Source organism: Streptomyces sp. NPDC048417, from assembly GCF_040651615.1.
In the GTDB taxonomy this organism is placed as follows: Bacteria; Actinomycetota; Actinomycetes; order Streptomycetales; family Streptomycetaceae; genus Streptomyces.
On record NZ_JBEZKI010000045.1, the window covers coordinates 34,250 to 51,178 of the forward strand.

The 16,929-nt window shown below is 68.7% G+C and carries 10 protein-coding genes and 5 pseudogenes; 12 read left to right on the forward strand and 3 right to left on the reverse strand.

What is annotated here, in order from left to right:
* Positions 1 to 24: 24 nt before the first annotated feature.
* The 5 genes and pseudogenes from AB0D59_RS45730 to AB0D59_RS45750 form a co-directional block, all read left to right on the forward strand.
* Positions 25 to 1,737 carry a carbamoyltransferase N-terminal domain-containing protein gene (locus AB0D59_RS45730; protein ID WP_362577637.1) on the forward strand — a complete coding sequence of 571 codons (1,713 nt, stop codon included), beginning with the start codon at positions 25 to 27 and terminating at the stop codon, positions 1,735 to 1,737.
* A 45-nt stretch (positions 1,738 to 1,782) separates the two neighbouring features.
* Positions 1,783 to 1,896, forward strand: a pseudogene (locus AB0D59_RS45735) (IS5/IS1182 family transposase); the annotation flags it as partial.
* Positions 1,897 to 2,009: 113 nt separating this feature from the next.
* A pseudogene (locus tag AB0D59_RS45740) lies at positions 2,010 to 2,757 on the forward strand (transposase family protein).
* Positions 2,758 to 2,762: 5 nt separating this feature from the next.
* Positions 2,763 to 2,955: pseudogene (locus AB0D59_RS45745) on the forward strand (epoxide hydrolase); the annotation flags it as partial.
* A gap of 27 nt (positions 2,956 to 2,982) precedes the next feature.
* Positions 2,983 to 3,054, forward strand: a pseudogene (locus AB0D59_RS45750) (DNA-binding response regulator); the annotation flags it as partial.
* A gap of 55 nt (positions 3,055 to 3,109) precedes the next feature.
* Here AB0D59_RS45750 and AB0D59_RS45755 read toward each other — a convergent pair.
* Positions 3,110 to 4,033 carry a hypothetical protein gene (locus AB0D59_RS45755; protein WP_362577639.1) on the reverse strand — a complete coding sequence of 308 codons (924 nt, stop codon included), beginning with the start codon at positions 4,031 to 4,033 and terminating at the stop codon, positions 3,110 to 3,112.
* A 175-nt stretch (positions 4,034 to 4,208) separates the two neighbouring features.
* On the opposite strand from AB0D59_RS45755, the gene AB0D59_RS45760 reads away from it, so the two are divergent.
* Together AB0D59_RS45760 and AB0D59_RS45765 are read left to right on the forward strand one after the other, a co-directional pair.
* Positions 4,209 to 5,420 carry a histidine kinase gene (locus tag AB0D59_RS45760; RefSeq protein ID WP_362577641.1) on the forward strand — a complete coding sequence of 404 codons (1,212 nt, stop codon included), beginning with the start codon at positions 4,209 to 4,211 and terminating at the stop codon, positions 5,418 to 5,420.
* Complete coding sequence (locus tag AB0D59_RS45765; protein WP_059204809.1) at positions 5,408 to 6,058, forward strand: response regulator transcription factor; 651 nt, start codon at positions 5,408 to 5,410, stop codon at positions 6,056 to 6,058. The genes AB0D59_RS45760 and AB0D59_RS45765 overlap by 13 nt, the downstream gene beginning before the upstream one ends.
* Positions 6,059 to 6,401: 343 nt before the next feature.
* On the opposite strand, the gene AB0D59_RS45770 is transcribed toward AB0D59_RS45765, so the two are convergent.
* Positions 6,402 to 6,923, reverse strand: coding sequence for a hypothetical protein (locus AB0D59_RS45770; RefSeq protein WP_362577643.1), 522 nt, complete (start codon positions 6,921 to 6,923; stop codon positions 6,402 to 6,404).
* A 124-nt stretch (positions 6,924 to 7,047) separates the two neighbouring features.
* Here AB0D59_RS45770 and AB0D59_RS45775 point away from each other — a divergent pair.
* A pseudogene (locus AB0D59_RS45775) lies at positions 7,048 to 7,308 on the forward strand (transposase family protein); the annotation flags it as partial.
* Between the two features lie 72 nt (positions 7,309 to 7,380).
* Here AB0D59_RS45775 and AB0D59_RS45780 read toward each other — a convergent pair.
* A complete protein-coding gene (locus tag AB0D59_RS45780; protein WP_362577645.1) occupies positions 7,381 to 10,554 on the reverse strand; it encodes a condensation domain-containing protein in 3,174 nt (1,057 codons plus the stop codon).
* 764 nt (positions 10,555 to 11,318) lie between these two features.
* Between AB0D59_RS45780 and AB0D59_RS45785 the strand changes: the two genes are divergently transcribed.
* From AB0D59_RS45785 to AB0D59_RS45800, 4 genes are all read left to right on the forward strand, one after another.
* Complete coding sequence (locus AB0D59_RS45785; RefSeq protein WP_362577646.1) at positions 11,319 to 11,987, forward strand: LmbU family transcriptional regulator; 669 nt, start codon at positions 11,319 to 11,321, stop codon at positions 11,985 to 11,987.
* Between the two features lie 337 nt (positions 11,988 to 12,324).
* The gene (locus AB0D59_RS45790) at positions 12,325 to 13,032 is read left to right on the forward strand and encodes an alpha/beta fold hydrolase (RefSeq protein ID WP_362577648.1); all 708 of its coding nucleotides are present in this window, start codon (positions 12,325 to 12,327) and stop codon (positions 13,030 to 13,032) included.
* The gene (locus tag AB0D59_RS45795; protein ID WP_362577650.1) at positions 13,029 to 13,877 is read left to right on the forward strand and encodes a mycofactocin-coupled SDR family oxidoreductase; all 849 of its coding nucleotides are present in this window, start codon (positions 13,029 to 13,031) and stop codon (positions 13,875 to 13,877) included. The genes AB0D59_RS45790 and AB0D59_RS45795 overlap by 4 nt, the downstream gene beginning before the upstream one ends.
* 57 nt (positions 13,878 to 13,934) lie before the next feature.
* On the forward strand, positions 13,935 to 16,832 hold the full coding sequence (locus AB0D59_RS45800) for a non-ribosomal peptide synthetase (protein WP_362577651.1): 2,898 nt from the start codon (positions 13,935 to 13,937) through the stop codon (positions 16,830 to 16,832).
* The last annotated feature ends 97 nt before the right edge of the window (positions 16,833 to 16,929 follow it).

Genomic DNA, 16,929 nt, shown 5'->3' on the forward strand with positions numbered 1-16,929 from the left:
CGGACAAACGGGAGCCGCAAAACCATGATCACGGCAGGCTTGAAACTCACGCAGAGCGGCGGCATCGCGATCCTCGACGAGGACCGTCTGGTGTTCAACGTCGAGATGCAGAAGATCGCCAACGGCGCCCGGTACAGCAACGTCGACGAACTCGACGACCTGGTCGGCGTCATGGACAAGTTCGGCCTCAAGGTCGGCGACGTCGGCACATGGGCGTTGGACGGCTGGGACGGCGCCGCCGACGGCCGCGTCAAGGTGCTCGCCGGCGGGATCCAGACCGAGGTCCTGGTCGCCCCCTACCGGGAGACCGACCTGGTGCCCGACCCGGCGCTGCCGGGCCAGCGCGGCCGGATCGTGATCGGCGGCCAGGCGCTGGACTACGACAGCTACGTCCACGTCGCCGGCCACCTGGCCTCGGCCTACTGCACCAGCCCGTTCGCGCGCCGCGGCGAGCCGTCGATGGTGCTGGTCTGGGACGGCGGCTGCTTCCCGCGGCTGTACTGCGTGGACGCCGACGGCCGGATCGAGGCCGGCGGCGAGGCGTTCCCGCTCATCGGCCACACCTACTCGATGGCCTCGCAGTACTGGGGCCCGTTCAAGCGGCAGAACAAGTCGAAGAACGTCGACGACCTCTCCGTGGCCGGGAAGATGATGGCGTACATCGCCCTGGGCACCTCGCAGGAGCAGATCAAGCAGGTCTTCCGCGAGGAGTTCTTCGAGTTCTTCGACGCAGACTCGCCGCGGGTGCGGGAGTACCGGCGGTCCATCATCGGGTGCGGCAGCACCGGTGAGCCGTCGCACGCCTACGTGCACCAGTTCCTCACCGCCGTGCAGGCCCGCACCGCCGCGTTCGGGATCTCCGACGAGGACGTGCTGGCCAGCGTCCACACGTTCCTCGAGGAACTGCTGATCGACCGGGTGACCAGGAAGATTCAGGCGTGGAAGGGCGGCGGCGCCTGGAACCTGTGCTTCGCCGGCGGCTGCGCGCTGAACATCAAGTGGAACAGCGCCCTGCGCTCTCACCCGACGATCAAGGCCATGTGGGTGCCGCCGTTCCCGGACGACTCCGGCGTCGCCATCGGCACGGCCTGCCTGGCCGCGGCCGGCGGCTCCGGGCTCCGGCCGATCCAGTGGGGTCCCCGGCTGGGCCCGGCTCTCGAACCGACGCCGGACGTGCCGCGCGGCTGGAGCACGTCGCCCTGCACGCCGGAGGAACTGGCCCATATCCTGCACACCACAGGCCAGCCCGCGGTCGTGCTCGACGGCCGTGCTGAACTGGGACCCCGCGCGCTCGGCGGACGCAGCATCATCGCAGCGGCGGTCGAGACGTCGATGAAGAGGCTCCTGAACGACGTGAAGAGCCGGGAGCATTACCGGCCGGTCGCGCCCATCTGCCTGGAAGAGCATGCCCCGACCGTCTTCGACCCGGGGACGCCGGACCCGTACATGCTGTTCGAACACTGGGTCCGTCCCGAGTGGATCGACCGCGTCCCGGCCGTCATGCACCTGGACGGCACCGCACGGCTGCAGACCGTCAACGCGTCCGACGACCCGAACCTGCACGCCATCCTGCGCGAGTACTACAAGTGCAGCGGCATCCCCGTCCTGTGCAACACGAGCGCGAACTACAACGGCCGCAGCTTCTTCCCCGACGTCGCGTCGGCGATCGAGTGGGGCCAGCTCGACCTGGTGTGGAGCGAGGGCGTCCTGTACCGGCGGGAAGACTCGGCGTTCTGAGAGGGCGTTTGAACTGGGCGGTTTGTCGTTCATGCCTTGGACCACGACTACGAGACCCTCACCACCAGCTCCGAAGCCATGATCCACATCGCCTCGGTCGACAACCTCGCCAAGCGTATAACGGACGAAACGACACCCTCTTGGCGAGGAACCCATTGAGCTTCTTCGAGCGGGCCACCGATCGGGTGACGGTCCGTGAAGCGCAACGAGCGAGGCCCCCGGGCAGTTGATCGAGATGTCTGACGTCTCAACCACGCTGCTCAGGGGCCTCGTTGGTCATCCATCCTGCCGCACTCGACCTGCCACATGCGCTCGTGGAGTGGGTCACCATGCTCATCGTCACCCGTGAGGGTGACCGCCGCTGCAAGCTCCGTCCGTCCCAGCGCGCGATAGTGGCACTGGTGTACCTGCGCGAGCACACCACCCTGGCGAAGGTCGCTGCCGGGTTCGGGATCAGCGAGTCCACCGCCCACCTACACCAGCGCGGTCATCGACCTCCTCGCCGACCGTGCACCGGGCCTGCTGAAGGTCCTACGCGAGCAGGATCCGGACTTCGTCCTCCTGGACGGCACGCTCGCCGAGTGCGACCGGGTCGGCGACGGACGGGCCGACTACTCCCACAAGCACCGCCGGCACGGGGTGAACGTGCAGGTAGTCACCGATCCGGACGGCCGGCTGCTGTGGCTCTCGCCCGCGCTGCCGGGCCGCTCCCACGACCTGACCGCCGCCCGCACCCACCGGACCATCCGCATCTGCGAGCGCCAGGGCGTCCCCATCCTGGCCGATCTCGCCTACCAGGGCGGTGGCCCCTGGCTGACCACGGGCATCGAACGCAGGCCCCTGCGGGAGCTCACCCCTATCGAGAAGACCGTCAATCGGGCTCTGGCCGCGGCACGGGCACCGGTTGAGCGCGGCGTGGCCAGCCTGAAGTCCTGGCGGATCTGCCGCAGGTCCCGCCGCAGCCCCAACCGCATGACGTCAATCACCAAAGCCATTCTCACCCTGGAGCGGCAACGCTGAAGAGGCTCAGTGTGTACCCGCCCGACATCGAGAAGTGTCCGCGTGCCTGGGCACAGGAGCGGTTCCGACGGATCGTCCGATGGAGGGCACCTGAAGCCGGGGGACATTTTCCCGTCGCTGGAGGTCCCCGAGTATTTCGTCAGGGATCTGCAAGACGGCCTCGCGGCAGTGCTGGCCGCTAACGGTACCTGGTCATGAGGCTGTCGACGCCGACTCCGTGGCGGCGCCCCGCCGGTCGACGAGGACCTCGACCGCCTCACCCAGCGCGGACGGGAGGTCCTGCCCCTCACCGCCCGGGTGGGCGACGGCGCGTCGGCTGGTGTGAGTCTCCGGGGACGGACCGAGTCGGGTGTCAGCGTGGGCGGAAGAGGTAGACGAGGTTGAGGACCACCAGTCCGGCCCAGGAGATGAGCAGTGCGGTGGTCCCGCCGGGAGTGAAGGTTGTTGCGACGGTGCCGAGGATCAGTGAGAGCAACAGGACCCTGAGCTCCGCCCTTCGGTCGCGGACCACAGCTCGCTGAAGAGGGCCGGGCTCCGCCAGCCGCTCGGCGCACAACTCGTCGAACGACGCGGCGACGCGGTCGTCGATCCGGTCCCCGAGCCGTTCGACGAACAGGTCCACGATGGCGTTCTCGCCCCCGCCTTCCGGGCGCTCGGCGGGCTGGGGGCGTTTTGCCGGTGCCGGGGGTTGCTCGGTCATCGTGGTCTCCTCCAGAGGTGTGGGCGGGGGCGTGGCGGCAGCACCCGCAGTGACATCGGGTCGGCGATGGTGGGGCGGACGATCGTGGCCGGGGAAGCCGGGGCGGCAGGAAGCGGTGGCCAGCACGACGCACAAGGCCGCCATCGGTAGTTCCGCCACGGCGGCCATCGCGATCGCTGCGGCGAGTTCGGCTCCGCGGGCAGAGGTGACGATGTCGAACCAGGCGTCGACGATCAGCAGCGCGGCGGTTGCCGCCGCGGTGAGCGGGTGCCGAGGATCCCGGCGCAGCAGCAGTGCTCCGGTGGCGGTGAGGCCCAGGGCCTCCAGCGCATCCAGCCCCACCCACGCGGCCGACCAGTGCGGGACGCTGGGTGCGGTGGGCAGCGCGGCCGCCAGCACCAGCAGCCAGGGCAGCAGCGCGAGGCCGCACCCGATCAACGCCATGCCGGGCCACCGCCTCCTGTCGATGGTGCCTTGCTCTCGCAGCACAGCGGTGCGCGACAAGAAGAGCACGTCCTCGATGGCGGCGGGCAGCGCGTCCGCAGCGCCGCAAGCTGCCGAATCGACGAGGGCCATGGGGCTGCGTCTCCTCCCGGATGCGGGCTTGTGTGCCTTACACGGACAAGCTTTCCTGCGGCGGGTGCGCGCGTCGGTAACGCGAAGGTCCGACTTGGGGGTGGCACTGGCTTCACCATCGATCCGGATGCACGGTGCATGGCATGTGCGTCACCAGGCGTTCTACCGTCGAGTCATGAGGAGTTTCCGGAAGCTGCGACGCGCATTACTTCGAGCGCGACGGGACACCGGCTTCGTGGCAGCCGGGATTCCGCTGCACCTTGCCCTGGCGTCGCAGTGGGTCTGGGGCGTGACCATCGTCGTGAAGGCGAACGCGTGGGCCGTGGTCCCGATACCGTTCGCGCTGTTCCTCGTCGGCGTTCCGGCGCTCACCGTTGTTCAACGACACCGTTATCGAGCGTTACTCGGTGTGGACGTCCCCCGGCTGACGCCGACCCCGGAACGATGGTGGCCTAGGCGTGCCCTGCGGTGGCTGTCCTCGGCCCAGACCTGGCGACAGGTCGGATACCACCTCCTGCTCGGGCCGTTGCTGGCTGCTGTGGAACTGCTCGTGCTCGCGGCGTGGACCGCGGCGGTGGCGGGCGCCACCGTCTTCGGGTACGCCTCCGCGCTGCCGGTGGACCAGGCGTTTTTCTGCACCGTCGGCGGCGTCGTCCTGCTGTGCAGCGCACCCTGGCTGGCCGGGGCGACGGCCCGGACCGAGGCCCGGCTCGCGCCGGCGCTGCTGGGTCCGAGCCGGAACGAGCGGCTTCGGCAGCGTGTCGAGCACCTGGCCGAGAGCCGCACCGACCTGATCGAAGCCGTCGACAGCGAGCGCCGCCGCATCGAACGCGACCTGCACGACGGCACCCAGCAGCGCCTGGTCTCCCTCGCGGTCAATCTGGGACTGGCCAGGGCAACCCTCACCGACCTGCCGGACGATGCCCGCACCGCCATCGACGAGGCGCACCGCGAGGCGAAGGAGGCCATCGCTGAACTCAACGACCTGGTCCGAGGGTTGCACCCCGCGGTCCTCGAAGACCGAGGGCTGGACGCTGCGTTGTCCGGCCTGGCCGCCCGGGTACCGTTGCCGGTAGGCCTGCGCGTCGACATCGGAGAGCGAGCAGCGCCCGTCGTGGAGTCGGTCGCCTATTTCGTGGTCTCCGAGGCGCTGACCAACGTCACCAAGCACGCCCGCGCCACCCGCGCGGAGGTGACCGTCGAACGGATCGGGAAGGTGCTGCGCGTGAACGTCACCGACGACGGGAGCGGTGGCGCCGACGCCTCAGCCGGCAGTGGGCTGAACGGACTGGCCAAACGCGTCGGCTCCGTCGACGGAACGTTCCGCGTCAGCAGTCCGCCCGGGGGCCCGACCACCCTCACCGCGGAGCTGCCGTGCGAGCTGTGATCGCCGAAGACTCGGTGCTGCTGCGCGTCGGGCTCGTCAAGGTGCTCGAGATGGCCGGCTTCCTGATCGCAGCCGACGTGGGTGACGCGGACGCCCTGTTGACCGCGGTCGAGCAACACCGGCCCGAACTTGCCCTGGTCGATGTCCGCATGCCCCCGGCCTTCACCGACGAGGGAGTGCGCGCCGCGCTGGTGATCCGCCGCCAGTGGCCCCAAACGGCGGTGGTTCTGCTCTCGCAGTACGTGGAGGAGCGGTACGCGGCCGATCTGCTGACCGCCCACACCAACGGTGTCGGCTACCTGCTCAAGCAACGTGTCGCCGACGTGGAGGAGTTCATCGCCGCGGTACGGCGGGTCGCGGACGGCGGCACGGCGCTGGATCCCGAGGTCGTCGCCCAGTTGCTGCTGCGCCGCCACAGCGACCCGTTGGAGCGGCTGACGCCCCGTGAACGGGAGGTGCTGGCGCTGATGGCCGAGGGACGCTCCAACGCGGGGATCGCCGAGGCACTGGTGGTCAGCGACAGCGCGGTCGCCAAGCACATCAACAACATCTTCGCCAAACTCGGCCTGCCCGCCGCCGACGCCGACCACCGACGCGTCCTCGCCGTGCTGCGATTCCTCGGGGTGCCCCCGAACTGACCGGCTACGGGAGAGTGCCGATGGCCGACCACGCGAGCGCGACTGTACAACTGCTGGCGCAGCAGGTTCGGCCGGTATACCTGCGGGAAGCGGGCCACGATCTCGCTGTAGTCGACCAGGTGGGCGTCGGCCTCGGGCCCGGCGGCCTTCCGGTGCCGCTTGCACAGGCGGGTGATGTTGCGGCCGGCCCGGCCGGAGTCGGCGGACCAGTCGAGGTCGGCGTCGCGCCACCGGGTCAGCAGCGCCTGCCCCTCCCCCGCCATGCCGAGGTAGCGGGTGGACCTGGTGTCCTCCGCCATCCGCGCGTGGCGCGCGGCGGAGGGCACCAGGGAGATGGCCCTGCTCATGCCGCTGCCCGGATCGAGCAGACGTCGACGCTGCGGGCACCGGGGCGCAGAGCGGGCTCCTTCTCGACGTAGTCGCGCACCAGCACCTGGTCGCCGACCGTGAGCTGACGGCCGAGGGACTGCTCGGCCGCGGTGAAGCGGCTGGCTGACACCCGGGCGTGCGCGATCTCCCCGTCGTCGCTCTCCAGCAGCAGACGTACGTGCCCGGCGAAGCGCCTCACCGCGGCGATCGTCACCGTGGCCTCGATGCGCTCGCCTGCCCGGATCCGCGACAGCGGCTTGAGGGAGGCGCCCAGGCTGTTGTGGTGCTCGACGAGCAGGTCGCCCGGCATCGGCGCGGGCTGGCGAGGATCCGGCAGGATCCTGCCGGCCCGGTAGGCCTCGGCCAGGTGGTCCAGGTGCTGGGGCCGGTAGCCGTCCGGCAGGTAGATGAGGGCGCAGGCACGGTCCAGGCGCCGGTAGAGGTCGCCCAGCTCGTCATCCGCGTCCCACATGGCCTGCCACTGCTCGCGGGTCAACTCGTTGCCGGGGATGTGCCGAGGGGGTCGGTGGCCCGCTTGACCTCCAGGTAGCGGCGGATCGTGGCCGCGACCTCGGCACAGCTGAGGAACTCGGTCGCGAACTGGCGGGGTGGGTGCTCGTCGCCAGGGCGTCCCCATCCTGGCCGATCTCGCCTACCAGGGCGGTGGCCCCTGGCTGACCACGGGCATCGAACGCAGGCCCCTGCGGGAACTCACCCCTACCGAGAAGACCGTCAATCGGGCTCTGGCCGCGGCACGGGCACCGGTTGAGCGCGGCGTGGCCAGCCTGAAGTCCTGGCGGATCTGCCGCAGGTCCCGCTGCAGCCCCAACCGCATGACGTCAATCACCAAAGCCATTCTCACCCTGGAGCGGCAACGCTGAAGAGGCTCACTAAGGCACAGACGACAAACTGGCCAGATCAAACGCCCTCTGAGTACGAACACGTCGCCACCGTCATGAGTCCGCTCTCCTGCCCAGTACGGGCCGGGGCGCGCTGACCTCGGCACTGAGCTGAGCAGCGAGCTCCCCGAGCGACCGCATTTCGAAGAACGCCCGCAGCCGCAGCTCACAGCCCATGACGGCGCGCACCCGACCGATGACGATCATGGCGAGCAGCGAATCTCCGCCGAGATCGAAGAAGTTGTCGCCAACGCCCGCCTGCGGAACGCCGATCACCTCGGCCACGATCTGGCACAGCTGCCGTTCACGGGGGTCGGCGGACGCCGAGACGCTTCGGGCGGTGTCCGACACGGTGCTCGACGGCGCGCCGCCCGACAGCATCTTGCGGTCCGACTTCCCGTCGGGCGTGGTCGGAAGAGCTGCGAGGACCTGCACCCGGTCGGGCAACAGTGCCAAGGGGAGCCTGCCGCGCAGGAACTCCCGGACGGTGGCCGGCGTCAGCGCGTCCTGGCCTTCGTCGCCGGGCACGACGTACGCCACCAGTTCGGCCATGCGGGTGTCGGCCTGGGTCGCCACGACCGCGGCGTGGGCGACGGCGGGATGCTCGAGCAGCACGCCCTCCACTTCAGCCGGCTCCATGCGCAGGCCGCGGATCTTGACCTGGTCATCGAGGCGCCCCCACAGTTCCAACTGCCCGTCGGGACGCAGCCGGCCCTTGTCGCCGGTGCGGTACATGCGGCGTCCGGGGACATGGCTGAAGGGGTCGGCCACGAATCGCTCGCTGGTGTGCGCCGGCTGTCCCGCGTACCCCTGGGCCACGCCGAGACCACCGATGCAGATCTCACCGACGAACATGGGCGGCAGCAACTGCAGCTGGTCGTCGACGACGTAGATCCGTGACGTGCCGGCCGCGCGCCCGGCCACCGGCTTCGGGTGTTCGCGAATCTCCGCCCTGGCCGACTCGACGGTGCACTCGTTGAGGCCGTAAGCGTGGAACGCGAGCAGCCCGGGTTGGTCGTGCAGGCGCTGCCACAGCCGGTCGGACGGTCTCTCGCCACCGATCACCACGATCTTCGGCGGGTGCGGGAGCGTCAGGAGGCCGTCGTCGACCAGCATTTCCAGCCGGCCGCTTGCACAGTCGAGTACATCGATCGCCGTTTCGGGAGCCGATCCACGGGCGAGGAGCTGATTCGGGTCCGTTCGCTCCTCTTCGTCGATCAGCAGCAGCCGGTGCCCGAAGGCGATCATGCCGAGACAGTGGTTGACGAACACGCCGGAGGTCAGGGAACTCAGCGCACCGACATTCACCTGACGGCCTTCGGGCAACCGTGCGTACACCGACGCCAGTTGGGTGGTGGCGAGCGCGAGAAGGCTCGCCTGATCGATGACCACACCCCTCGGCTGTCCTGTGGAACCCGGTGTGAAGACCACGTAGGCCGGAGCGGCGGCCGGGCGACGCGCGAAGCCGCCGTCGGCCGGATCGTCTCCGGAGGTCTTCTCCGCGTCCGCCAGGAGGGCGGCCGCCGAGACGGCCTCCACCTCGGCGAACGCCTCGTCCGCGATGACGAGAGCGATGCCCGCCTCCTTGAGGAGCAGGCGGCGGCGGAACTCGGGCTGTTGCGGATCCAGCAGCAGGAAGGCGCCGCCCGCGCACCAGGTGGCGAGCATCGCGACGATCAGATCGCTGCGACTGTCCAGGCAGATCCCCACCACGGTGCCGGTCCGCACGCCGCGAGCCTCAAGGCCAGCGGCCATCGTCCGCGCCCGGCCGGCCAGTTCGGCGAAGGTGAGCCGCGCGCCGTCCGCGACGACTGCCTCCCGTTCGGGCACGGTGGCTGCGGTCAGTTCGAAAAGGTCCCACGCGGACGTGGGTTCCGAAGGAGTACGGCAGCCCTCCGGTTCACCGCTCGCGCCGAGCGCCAGCGTTTCCGTCAGTGCGGCCTGGTCGAGCAGCGGGACGCTGCCGAGCGCGACATCGGATCGCCGGCTGAGTGAGACCAGCAGGTCGCCGTAGGCCTTGGCGAACCGCTGCATGGCTGCCTCGGAGAACCGCTGGCGGTTGAATTCGACGTTGAGTGAGACTTCGCCTGCCAGCCGCTGTACGTCCAGCGACAGATCGAACTGGAGCCCCGACAATTCCGCAGGTTCCGGCAGGAGCGTCACCTGGAGACCTTCGAGTGCCCATACGTCGCTCAGGTCGAGCATGCCATAGGTGATGGAAGCCTGGAACAGGGGGTTGCGGTCGGCGTCACGCTCGGGAGCCAGTGCGCCCACCACCACCTCGAACGGAACGTCCTGGTAGTCCAGTGCGTCGTGAACCGTTTCGCTCACGAGACCGAGAAGCTGATCGAAGGTCAGTGCCGAATCCACCTGGCAGCGCAGTGCCACCGTATTGGAGAAGAATCCGATCGTTCCGAAGAGTTCGGGGCTCGGTCGGCTGAGCGTCTGCGTTCCGACCGATATGTCGCTCGTTCCCGCCCAACGCTGCAGCAGAACGAAGTATACGGACAGCAGGCCGGCGAACGGGGTCACCGAGCGAGCCCGGCAGAACTCTTCGAATTCTGCCACCACATTCTGCGGGACGGCGATCGGCAACCTCGATCCGATCAGTCTGCCCGGGCTGTCCTCTCCGTCCTCGGGCATCGACGCCGGCTGAATACCTGCCAGTTGGCCACGCCAGTAATCCAGGGCGGCCTCATCCACCTTGGAGGCGTTCTCCGTCAGGCAGAAGTCGGCGTACTGTGCGGCCGGCACCGCGAAGGCGGGCGCGTGCGGGTCTGCGTAGGCGAGACGGAGTTCTTCGGCGAACACCTTCCCGGAAATCTCGTCCGTGATGATGTGGTGGAACGCGAAGACCACCAGGTGGAGGCTCGGCGATATCCGTATCACCGACGTTCGCCAGAGCGGGCCCGACGAAATGTCGAACGGGAGGTCGACGACCCTCCTGGCCTCGGCATCTGCCCACGCTCGGCGTTCGTCCCGCGAGTCGCCCTCGGCCTCCACGAGGTCGACCAGGACCGGCTGCGTGGCGTCGCCGTCCTCGTCGTGCACCAATTGGAAGACTTCGCCGCCGCGCTCCAGGAATGTGGTTCGAAATGCTTCGTGCCTGCTGCGCAGCACCTGAAGCGCGCGCTCCAGCCTCTCTACCGAGAGATCTCCATCGACGGTGAGAACCGGCCTCCAGACGTCAGACGAGTTGTTCGGTCGCATCACCGAGGAGAAGTACATCCTGCGCTGCGGTGATGAGGCGGGAACCATACGCGAATGACGCTTGCCCGCGAGACTGTCACTCTCAAGATCCGGCATGTCCAGCCCATGTGTGTGACGTATTCGGGGCACGGAAGCCCTCCCCTATCGATCGGCCGTTCCTTCGGGAACACCTTATTTTCAGGCTCGATCAGCGCAATCGCTCGAGCGTGTGTCAGACGGTCTCACTCGCTCCGCATGAAAAGTCCGTCGCCGCGAGAAGAACGTGGACCCCCAAACATGACGCCTCTCCGGGGTCATATCGAGCCCTGGCGGGGGTAGTTCGCTCCGCCCACGTGTCTCGCCGGCGAGACACTGCCAGGACGCAGACGCACTCTCGCACCGATCGGCCGGGAACGTGGCGAATTGTCCGATGGACGGCACGGGGTGGTGCGGAAATGGGTGACGCAAATGGGGGAGCCGGCGCCGGAGAGATTTTACTTAAAGAAACTTCTTATTGGTGAACGGCTCCTCGACCTGCGTGAGCTCTCGCGCTCGTGTCGATCGTGATCGAGTAGCGATATGCGAGTGCGGGCGGCGGTCGACCCGTCCCCGTGCCGTAGCGGGCGGCCCGCGTATCGCGCACAATTACGCCCTGGATGACGTCCAACCGTTACGGTTGGCCAGCACATGCGAAAGCATCAACCAACGGGGGATCGTTGCGCACTGCTATCCTGACAAAGAGGACAAACGAGACAACTACGCGGAACGTTGCAACGGCAAGCACTGCGGGACAGCTGCCGAGTATGGGCGTGCAGCTCCACAAGTCCGGCTTGTCGTTCACAACCAGGCAGAGCCTCAATACGTGGGAGCAAGTCGGGACCGGACTGCTCTCTTTCGCCGACTCTTCTACCTGGTGGGTCGCCGACTGGCTGGTCTATGGTGAATCCGAGTTCCAGGACCGTTACCACGAAGCCGTCAAGCGGACGTCGCTCAGCTACCAGACGCTTCGTAACTACACGTGGGTCGCGCGCAAGTTCCCGCTGACCCGCAGGCGGCAGAATCTGAGCTTCAGTCATCACCTTGAAGTGGTGGCGCTCGATCAGCCGGAACAGGACTACTGGCTGAAGAAAGCGGAAGCGATGGGCTGGAGCAGGAACAAGCTTCGCGGGGAGGTTCGTAGCAGCCTCCGCGCGCGGCAGAGCGAGGTGCCCGAGTCCGAGAGCCGCGCTGAGCTGGACGAAGTCGGTCCCTCCGGGGCCAGTTCGGCTTCGGAGCGGGTCGAACCCGCCGCGACCGGATCCGGCTCGGGTCCGGACCGGCGTGATGCCGACCCCTCGCCCGAAGCGGGCCTGCTGCACATTGAACTCCCGGCCGAAATCCTGGCACAGATCCGGACCGCTGCCAGGAAGGAAGGCGCGCCGGTCGAGACCTGGGCGATGGAGATACTGCGGCGGGCTGCCGGCGGGTCCTGAGGCAAGGGTGCCGTCGCACGTCGGGAGACCTCCTGGGTGCCTTCCCGACGTGCGGTGGCCGCCGATACCGTCCTGAAAGCGAGCCACGGTGAATGTTGTCACTCGCCGTTGGCCAGGCCCAGGTAAATGCCTTCGGCGTCCTCGAATGGATTCGCCGCAAAATATCCTGAAGAACGAACCTGGCGCCCGGTGCAGAGTGCGCTTGTCCCGTCGGCGGGACAAGGTTTTCACCGGCAATGCAAACCAGGATTCCTCATTTGTCTGGACGTGTTCAACCGGTGTCCATGATGATGAAGGCGCTGTTGGGCGAATGGCATTCCAAGTATGAGGATGATAAATGACCCTGTCATTGTTGTGCGTACCCTTCGCCGGGAGCGGCGCCGGCTTTTACAGGGCCTGGCCGAACGGCGGTGAGCAGGGCCTCCGGGTCGTCCCGTTGCAGATGCCGGGCCGGGAGGAGCGTTTCCTGGAGGACCCGTACAAGGACGCCGCGGAGGCGGCCAAGGACCTTGCCGGCGCCACGCTCCGCCTGGTCGGCGGGGCGGAACGAGTGGTGCTCTTCGGGCACAGTCTCGGCGCCGTGCTCGCCTACGAGACGGCTCGTGAACTCCAGGCGCAGGGCTTCACCTTGCTGGAGCACCTCTTCGTGAGCGGGTCCCCCGGTCCCCGGAGCGGTCGCACGGGGCGGACCGCGGAACTCGACGACGACACCTTCGTGGAGCGGGTCGCGGAGCTCGCCGGGTACCGGCATGCGGCACTCGACGACCCCGAGCTGCGGGAGTTGCTGCTTCCGTTGCTACGGGCGGACGTAGCCCTGCACGAGGACTACCAACCCGTTTCGGACGAGCCGTTGACGCTGCCTGTCACCGCCCTGCGAGGGACGGACGACGCCCTGGTGAGCCGGGCGCAGTGCGCGACCTGGGAGACGGCGACGACCGGGCCGTTCGAGCTGAAGGAACTCGCGGGCGGACACATGTATCTGACCGACAGGGAACAGGAATTGCTCGCTGTCATCGACGCCGCGGCGCGAGGCGCCCGCACATGACGCGCGACGGGAAGAGTGCCGCAGGTGCGGCCCTGGAGGGCCGGACCGTGGTGATCACCGGCGCGGGCCGTGGCCTGGGACGCGCCTGTGCGCTGCGGTTCGCGGAAGAGGGAGCCGACCTCGTTGTGCTCGACGTGGGCGAGGACATCGCTGGCGTCCCCTACCCCCTGTCGACGAGCGGTCAGCTCACGCACACCGCCAAGCTCTGCGAGGAGCGCGGCGCGGCGGTGCTGGCGGAGTCCGTCGACGTACGCGGAAGTGTCACGCCGGCTGTCGAGAAGGCGCTCGACCGCTTCGGCCGTATCGATGTCCTCGTCAACAACGCGGGCATCGCCGCCCCTTCGGGAAAGGCCGTCCACGAGATCACCGAGGACGAGTGGCGTCTGATGATCGACGTCGACCTCTCCGGCGCGTGGCGCATGATCAAAGCCGTGGCGCCGACGATGATCGCGCAGCGGCGAGGCAGCGTCATCAACGTCTCATCCACCGCCGGTCTGGTCGGCTACCGGCACTTCGCGGGGTATGTCGCCGCCAAGCACGGGCTGATAGGGCTGACCAAGGCCGCGGCTCTCGACTACGGGCCGCACCAGGTCCGGGTCAACGCCCTCTGCCCGGGCTCCGTCGCGGACGACCCGGCGCTCGACGGCCGGATGCTGTCCGAGATCGCTCGCTCCCTGGACGTGGCCGTGGAAGACCACGAGAGGGTCTTCGTCCAGGCGCAGCCGATGAACTCGCTCATCGCTCCCTCCGACATCGCCGGCGCCGCCCTCTGGCTCGCCGGTGACGACTCCTCTCAAGTGACCGGCAGCGTACTGACCGTCGACGGGGGCTTCACCGCGCGCTGACCCGTCGGCCGACCGTGTTCCCCGCACCCTTCTTGGCGCACCGACAGGAGTTCCCCGATGGCGACAGCCCACTGGTCCGTGCCGCCGCAGTGCCACGAGCAGGCCGCCATGTGCCACGGCTTGACGGTCAGGTGCCCGCAGCCACCCAGTAGTAGTGAGCTTCGGCGACGGTTGGAACAGGTCGGCGAACTCGCCGAAGGCGTGCTGTGGGAACGGCGCACCCGGGAGCGCTCGACGGCACCGGCGGCGCAGCAGTACGCGGAACAGGAAGCCCGCCGACCGCTGCGCGCCACCTCCGGTCCGCGGCTGCGCATCACGCTCGTGCGGCATGCGGACGACGTCGCCGATCTGGTGCTGGTCGCTGCCCGTGACGCCCTGTCCCGGGCGGCACTGAGCGACTTGGCCGGCTTCCTCACCGGCGGTTCCCTGCCCCGGGCAGGTCGGCATGACACCGCGCGTGAAACGAGCGGGGCGGGGGCCGCCCCACTCGCGGGGCCGGAGTGGGGCCTCGGCAACCTCGCGCGCCGCGGTCTCGTCGGCGCGGCCCGCTTCTCTACGACGGTCTGCGAAAACCCGGTGGACCAGAAGCTGTTGATTTCCGCGACCGCCATCGTCCTGGCCCGGTACGACGCCGAGGAGACACCGCAGATCGCCCTGCTCGATCCCGACGCGGTAGGACCGGACGCGTTGTCCAAGTATGTCCTCAAGTACGACGAGACCATGTCCGTCGCCGGTTTCCTCGCTGGTGGGCCCGAGACACCGGAGCCGGCCGGTGAACCGGCGACGGAACTCGGGGGTGGCCTCGCGATTCCGGTGGGCATGGTCTTCGGCGAGTGGGACGACGCGCGGCGGTACTACCCCTGCCTCGCGCCCGTCTTCCCTCTCACGCTCCAGGCCGAGCAGCGCCCGGACCGGTCCTGGAGCGGCACCTGCTGGTACGACGAGGGTGCGATCGATCCGCGGATCGCACGCGCCTTCACCGAGCAAGTGGCTCATGTCGCACAGTGGTTGGCCGATGTGGGCGAGTCGGGGGAAGAACTGGCGCTGTCGGCCATCCCCCTGATGTCGGCCGAACGCGCCGCGGACATCGTGCGGCGGGGAGCGACTCCTCCGGTCGCCGCGACCCCCACGGCCGGTTCGACTGTCCACAGGCGCTTCGAGGACCTGGTACGCCGCCATCCGGACGCGATCGGCGTCACGGACGGCACCCGCACTCTGACCTATCGCCAGCTCGATGAGCAGGCCGAACTCATGGCCGAGGGGCTGCGCTCCTCGGGGGCGGTGCCGGGGAGCGCGGTCGGCGTGTGCCTGGAGCGCGACGCGACCCTCGTCGTCACCTTGCTCGCGGTACTCAAGTCCGGCTGCGCCTACGTACCCATGGACGTCGAGTACCCGCACGAGCGCCTGCGTTACACGGTCGGCAGCGCCGGGGTGCGCGTCGTTGTCGCCGCAGCCGAAGCGTTCCCGGTCGTCGAGGGCGTTCGGTCCGTGCCCCCCGAGGAGCTGCTCCGGCTCGGCGAGCGGAGCGTCTCCCGCGGCCGGACCACACCCTGCGACGAGAACGACCCCGCCTACATCATCTACACGTCCGGATCGACGGGGCGGCCCAAGGGCGTCGTCGTCCCGCACCGCAACGTGCTGGCCCTGGTCGAGGGCACGGCCGAGGACTTCGGGCTCGGTGCGGACGACGTCTGGACGATGTTCCACTCCAGCGCGTTCGACTTCTCCGTCTGGGAGATCTGGGGCTGTCTGCTGACCGGCGGGCAACTCGTGGTGGTGCCCTTCTGGATCACGCGGGACACGGGGGAGTTCCACGCACTGCTCGCCGAACGACGCGTCACCGTGCTCAACCAGACGCCCTCCGCCTTCCTGCCCCTCGTCGCACAGGACCGGGAATCGCCCGCCGAGCTCGCGGTGCGCCTGGTGATCTTCGGCGGTGAGCCGCTGGACGCCCGTGAGCTGCTGCCCTGGTTCGCCCGCCACCCGCAGGCGGAGTGCCGTCTGGTCAACATGTTCGGGATCACGGAGACCACCGTGCACGTGACGGCGCAGACCGTGACGCCTCAGGCGGCTCTGCGGGGGAGCCGGTCGGTGGGCCCGGCGCTCCCCGGCTGGTCGGTGTCCGTACGCGGACCGAGAGGAGAGGTACTGCCGGTGGGAGCGGCGGGCGAGATCTGGGTCGGCGGGGCTGGAGTCGCCCGTCACTACCAGGGGCAGCCGGAGCTCACGGCGCGACGTTTCGTCATCGACCCGGTGACCGGTGAGCGGATCTACCGCAGTGGCGACAAGGGCCGCATGAGGCCCGACGGGTCCCTGGAACACCTGGGCAGGATCGACAGCCAGGTGAAGATCCGCGGGTACCGGATCGAGCCGGACGAGATCCGCAACGTCCTGCTCGGAGCACCGTCGGTCTCCGGGGCGACCGTCGTCGTCCACCACGACGAGAGTGGCGATCGAGCAGCCGACCGGCTGGATGCCTACGTAGTGCTCACGAGGGACACGACAGTGGCCATGGTCGCGGAGCATGCCAGGCAGCTTCTGCCCGACTACATGGTCCCGGCAACGGTCACAGAACTCGACGCCATCCCTTTGACGATCAACGGGAAGGTCGATGTAGCACAGCTCCCCGCACCGACTGCCGCTCGGCCGGCCGTGGCGGAGTCCCCGGATCCCGTCGAGACCGGGTCCGCGGACCGGCTGGAGCGTGACATGCTGGACATCTGGAGTCGGCACCTGGGTACGCAGGTAGGCCCTGAGGACAACTTCTTCGCGCTGGGCGGCAACTCGCTTTTGGTCGTCCGCGTACTGGCCGAGGTCAAGGAGCTCGGTGCACCGAAGATAGCCGTGCGGGATTTCTACCAGAACTCCTTCGCACGACAGTTCATCCAGCTGGTCAGGGAGCGGATCACTCTCGCTTCCGACGCCCCGGCTGCCACTGGTGGCGCGCGGAGCTGACCTCGTCGCAGGGACGGGACCGGTGCTCACTTGACGACGTGCTGTGTGCAGCCCGTCGTGCCTGGTCCGCCCCGCGTGCCGGGTGCGACGGATCGGC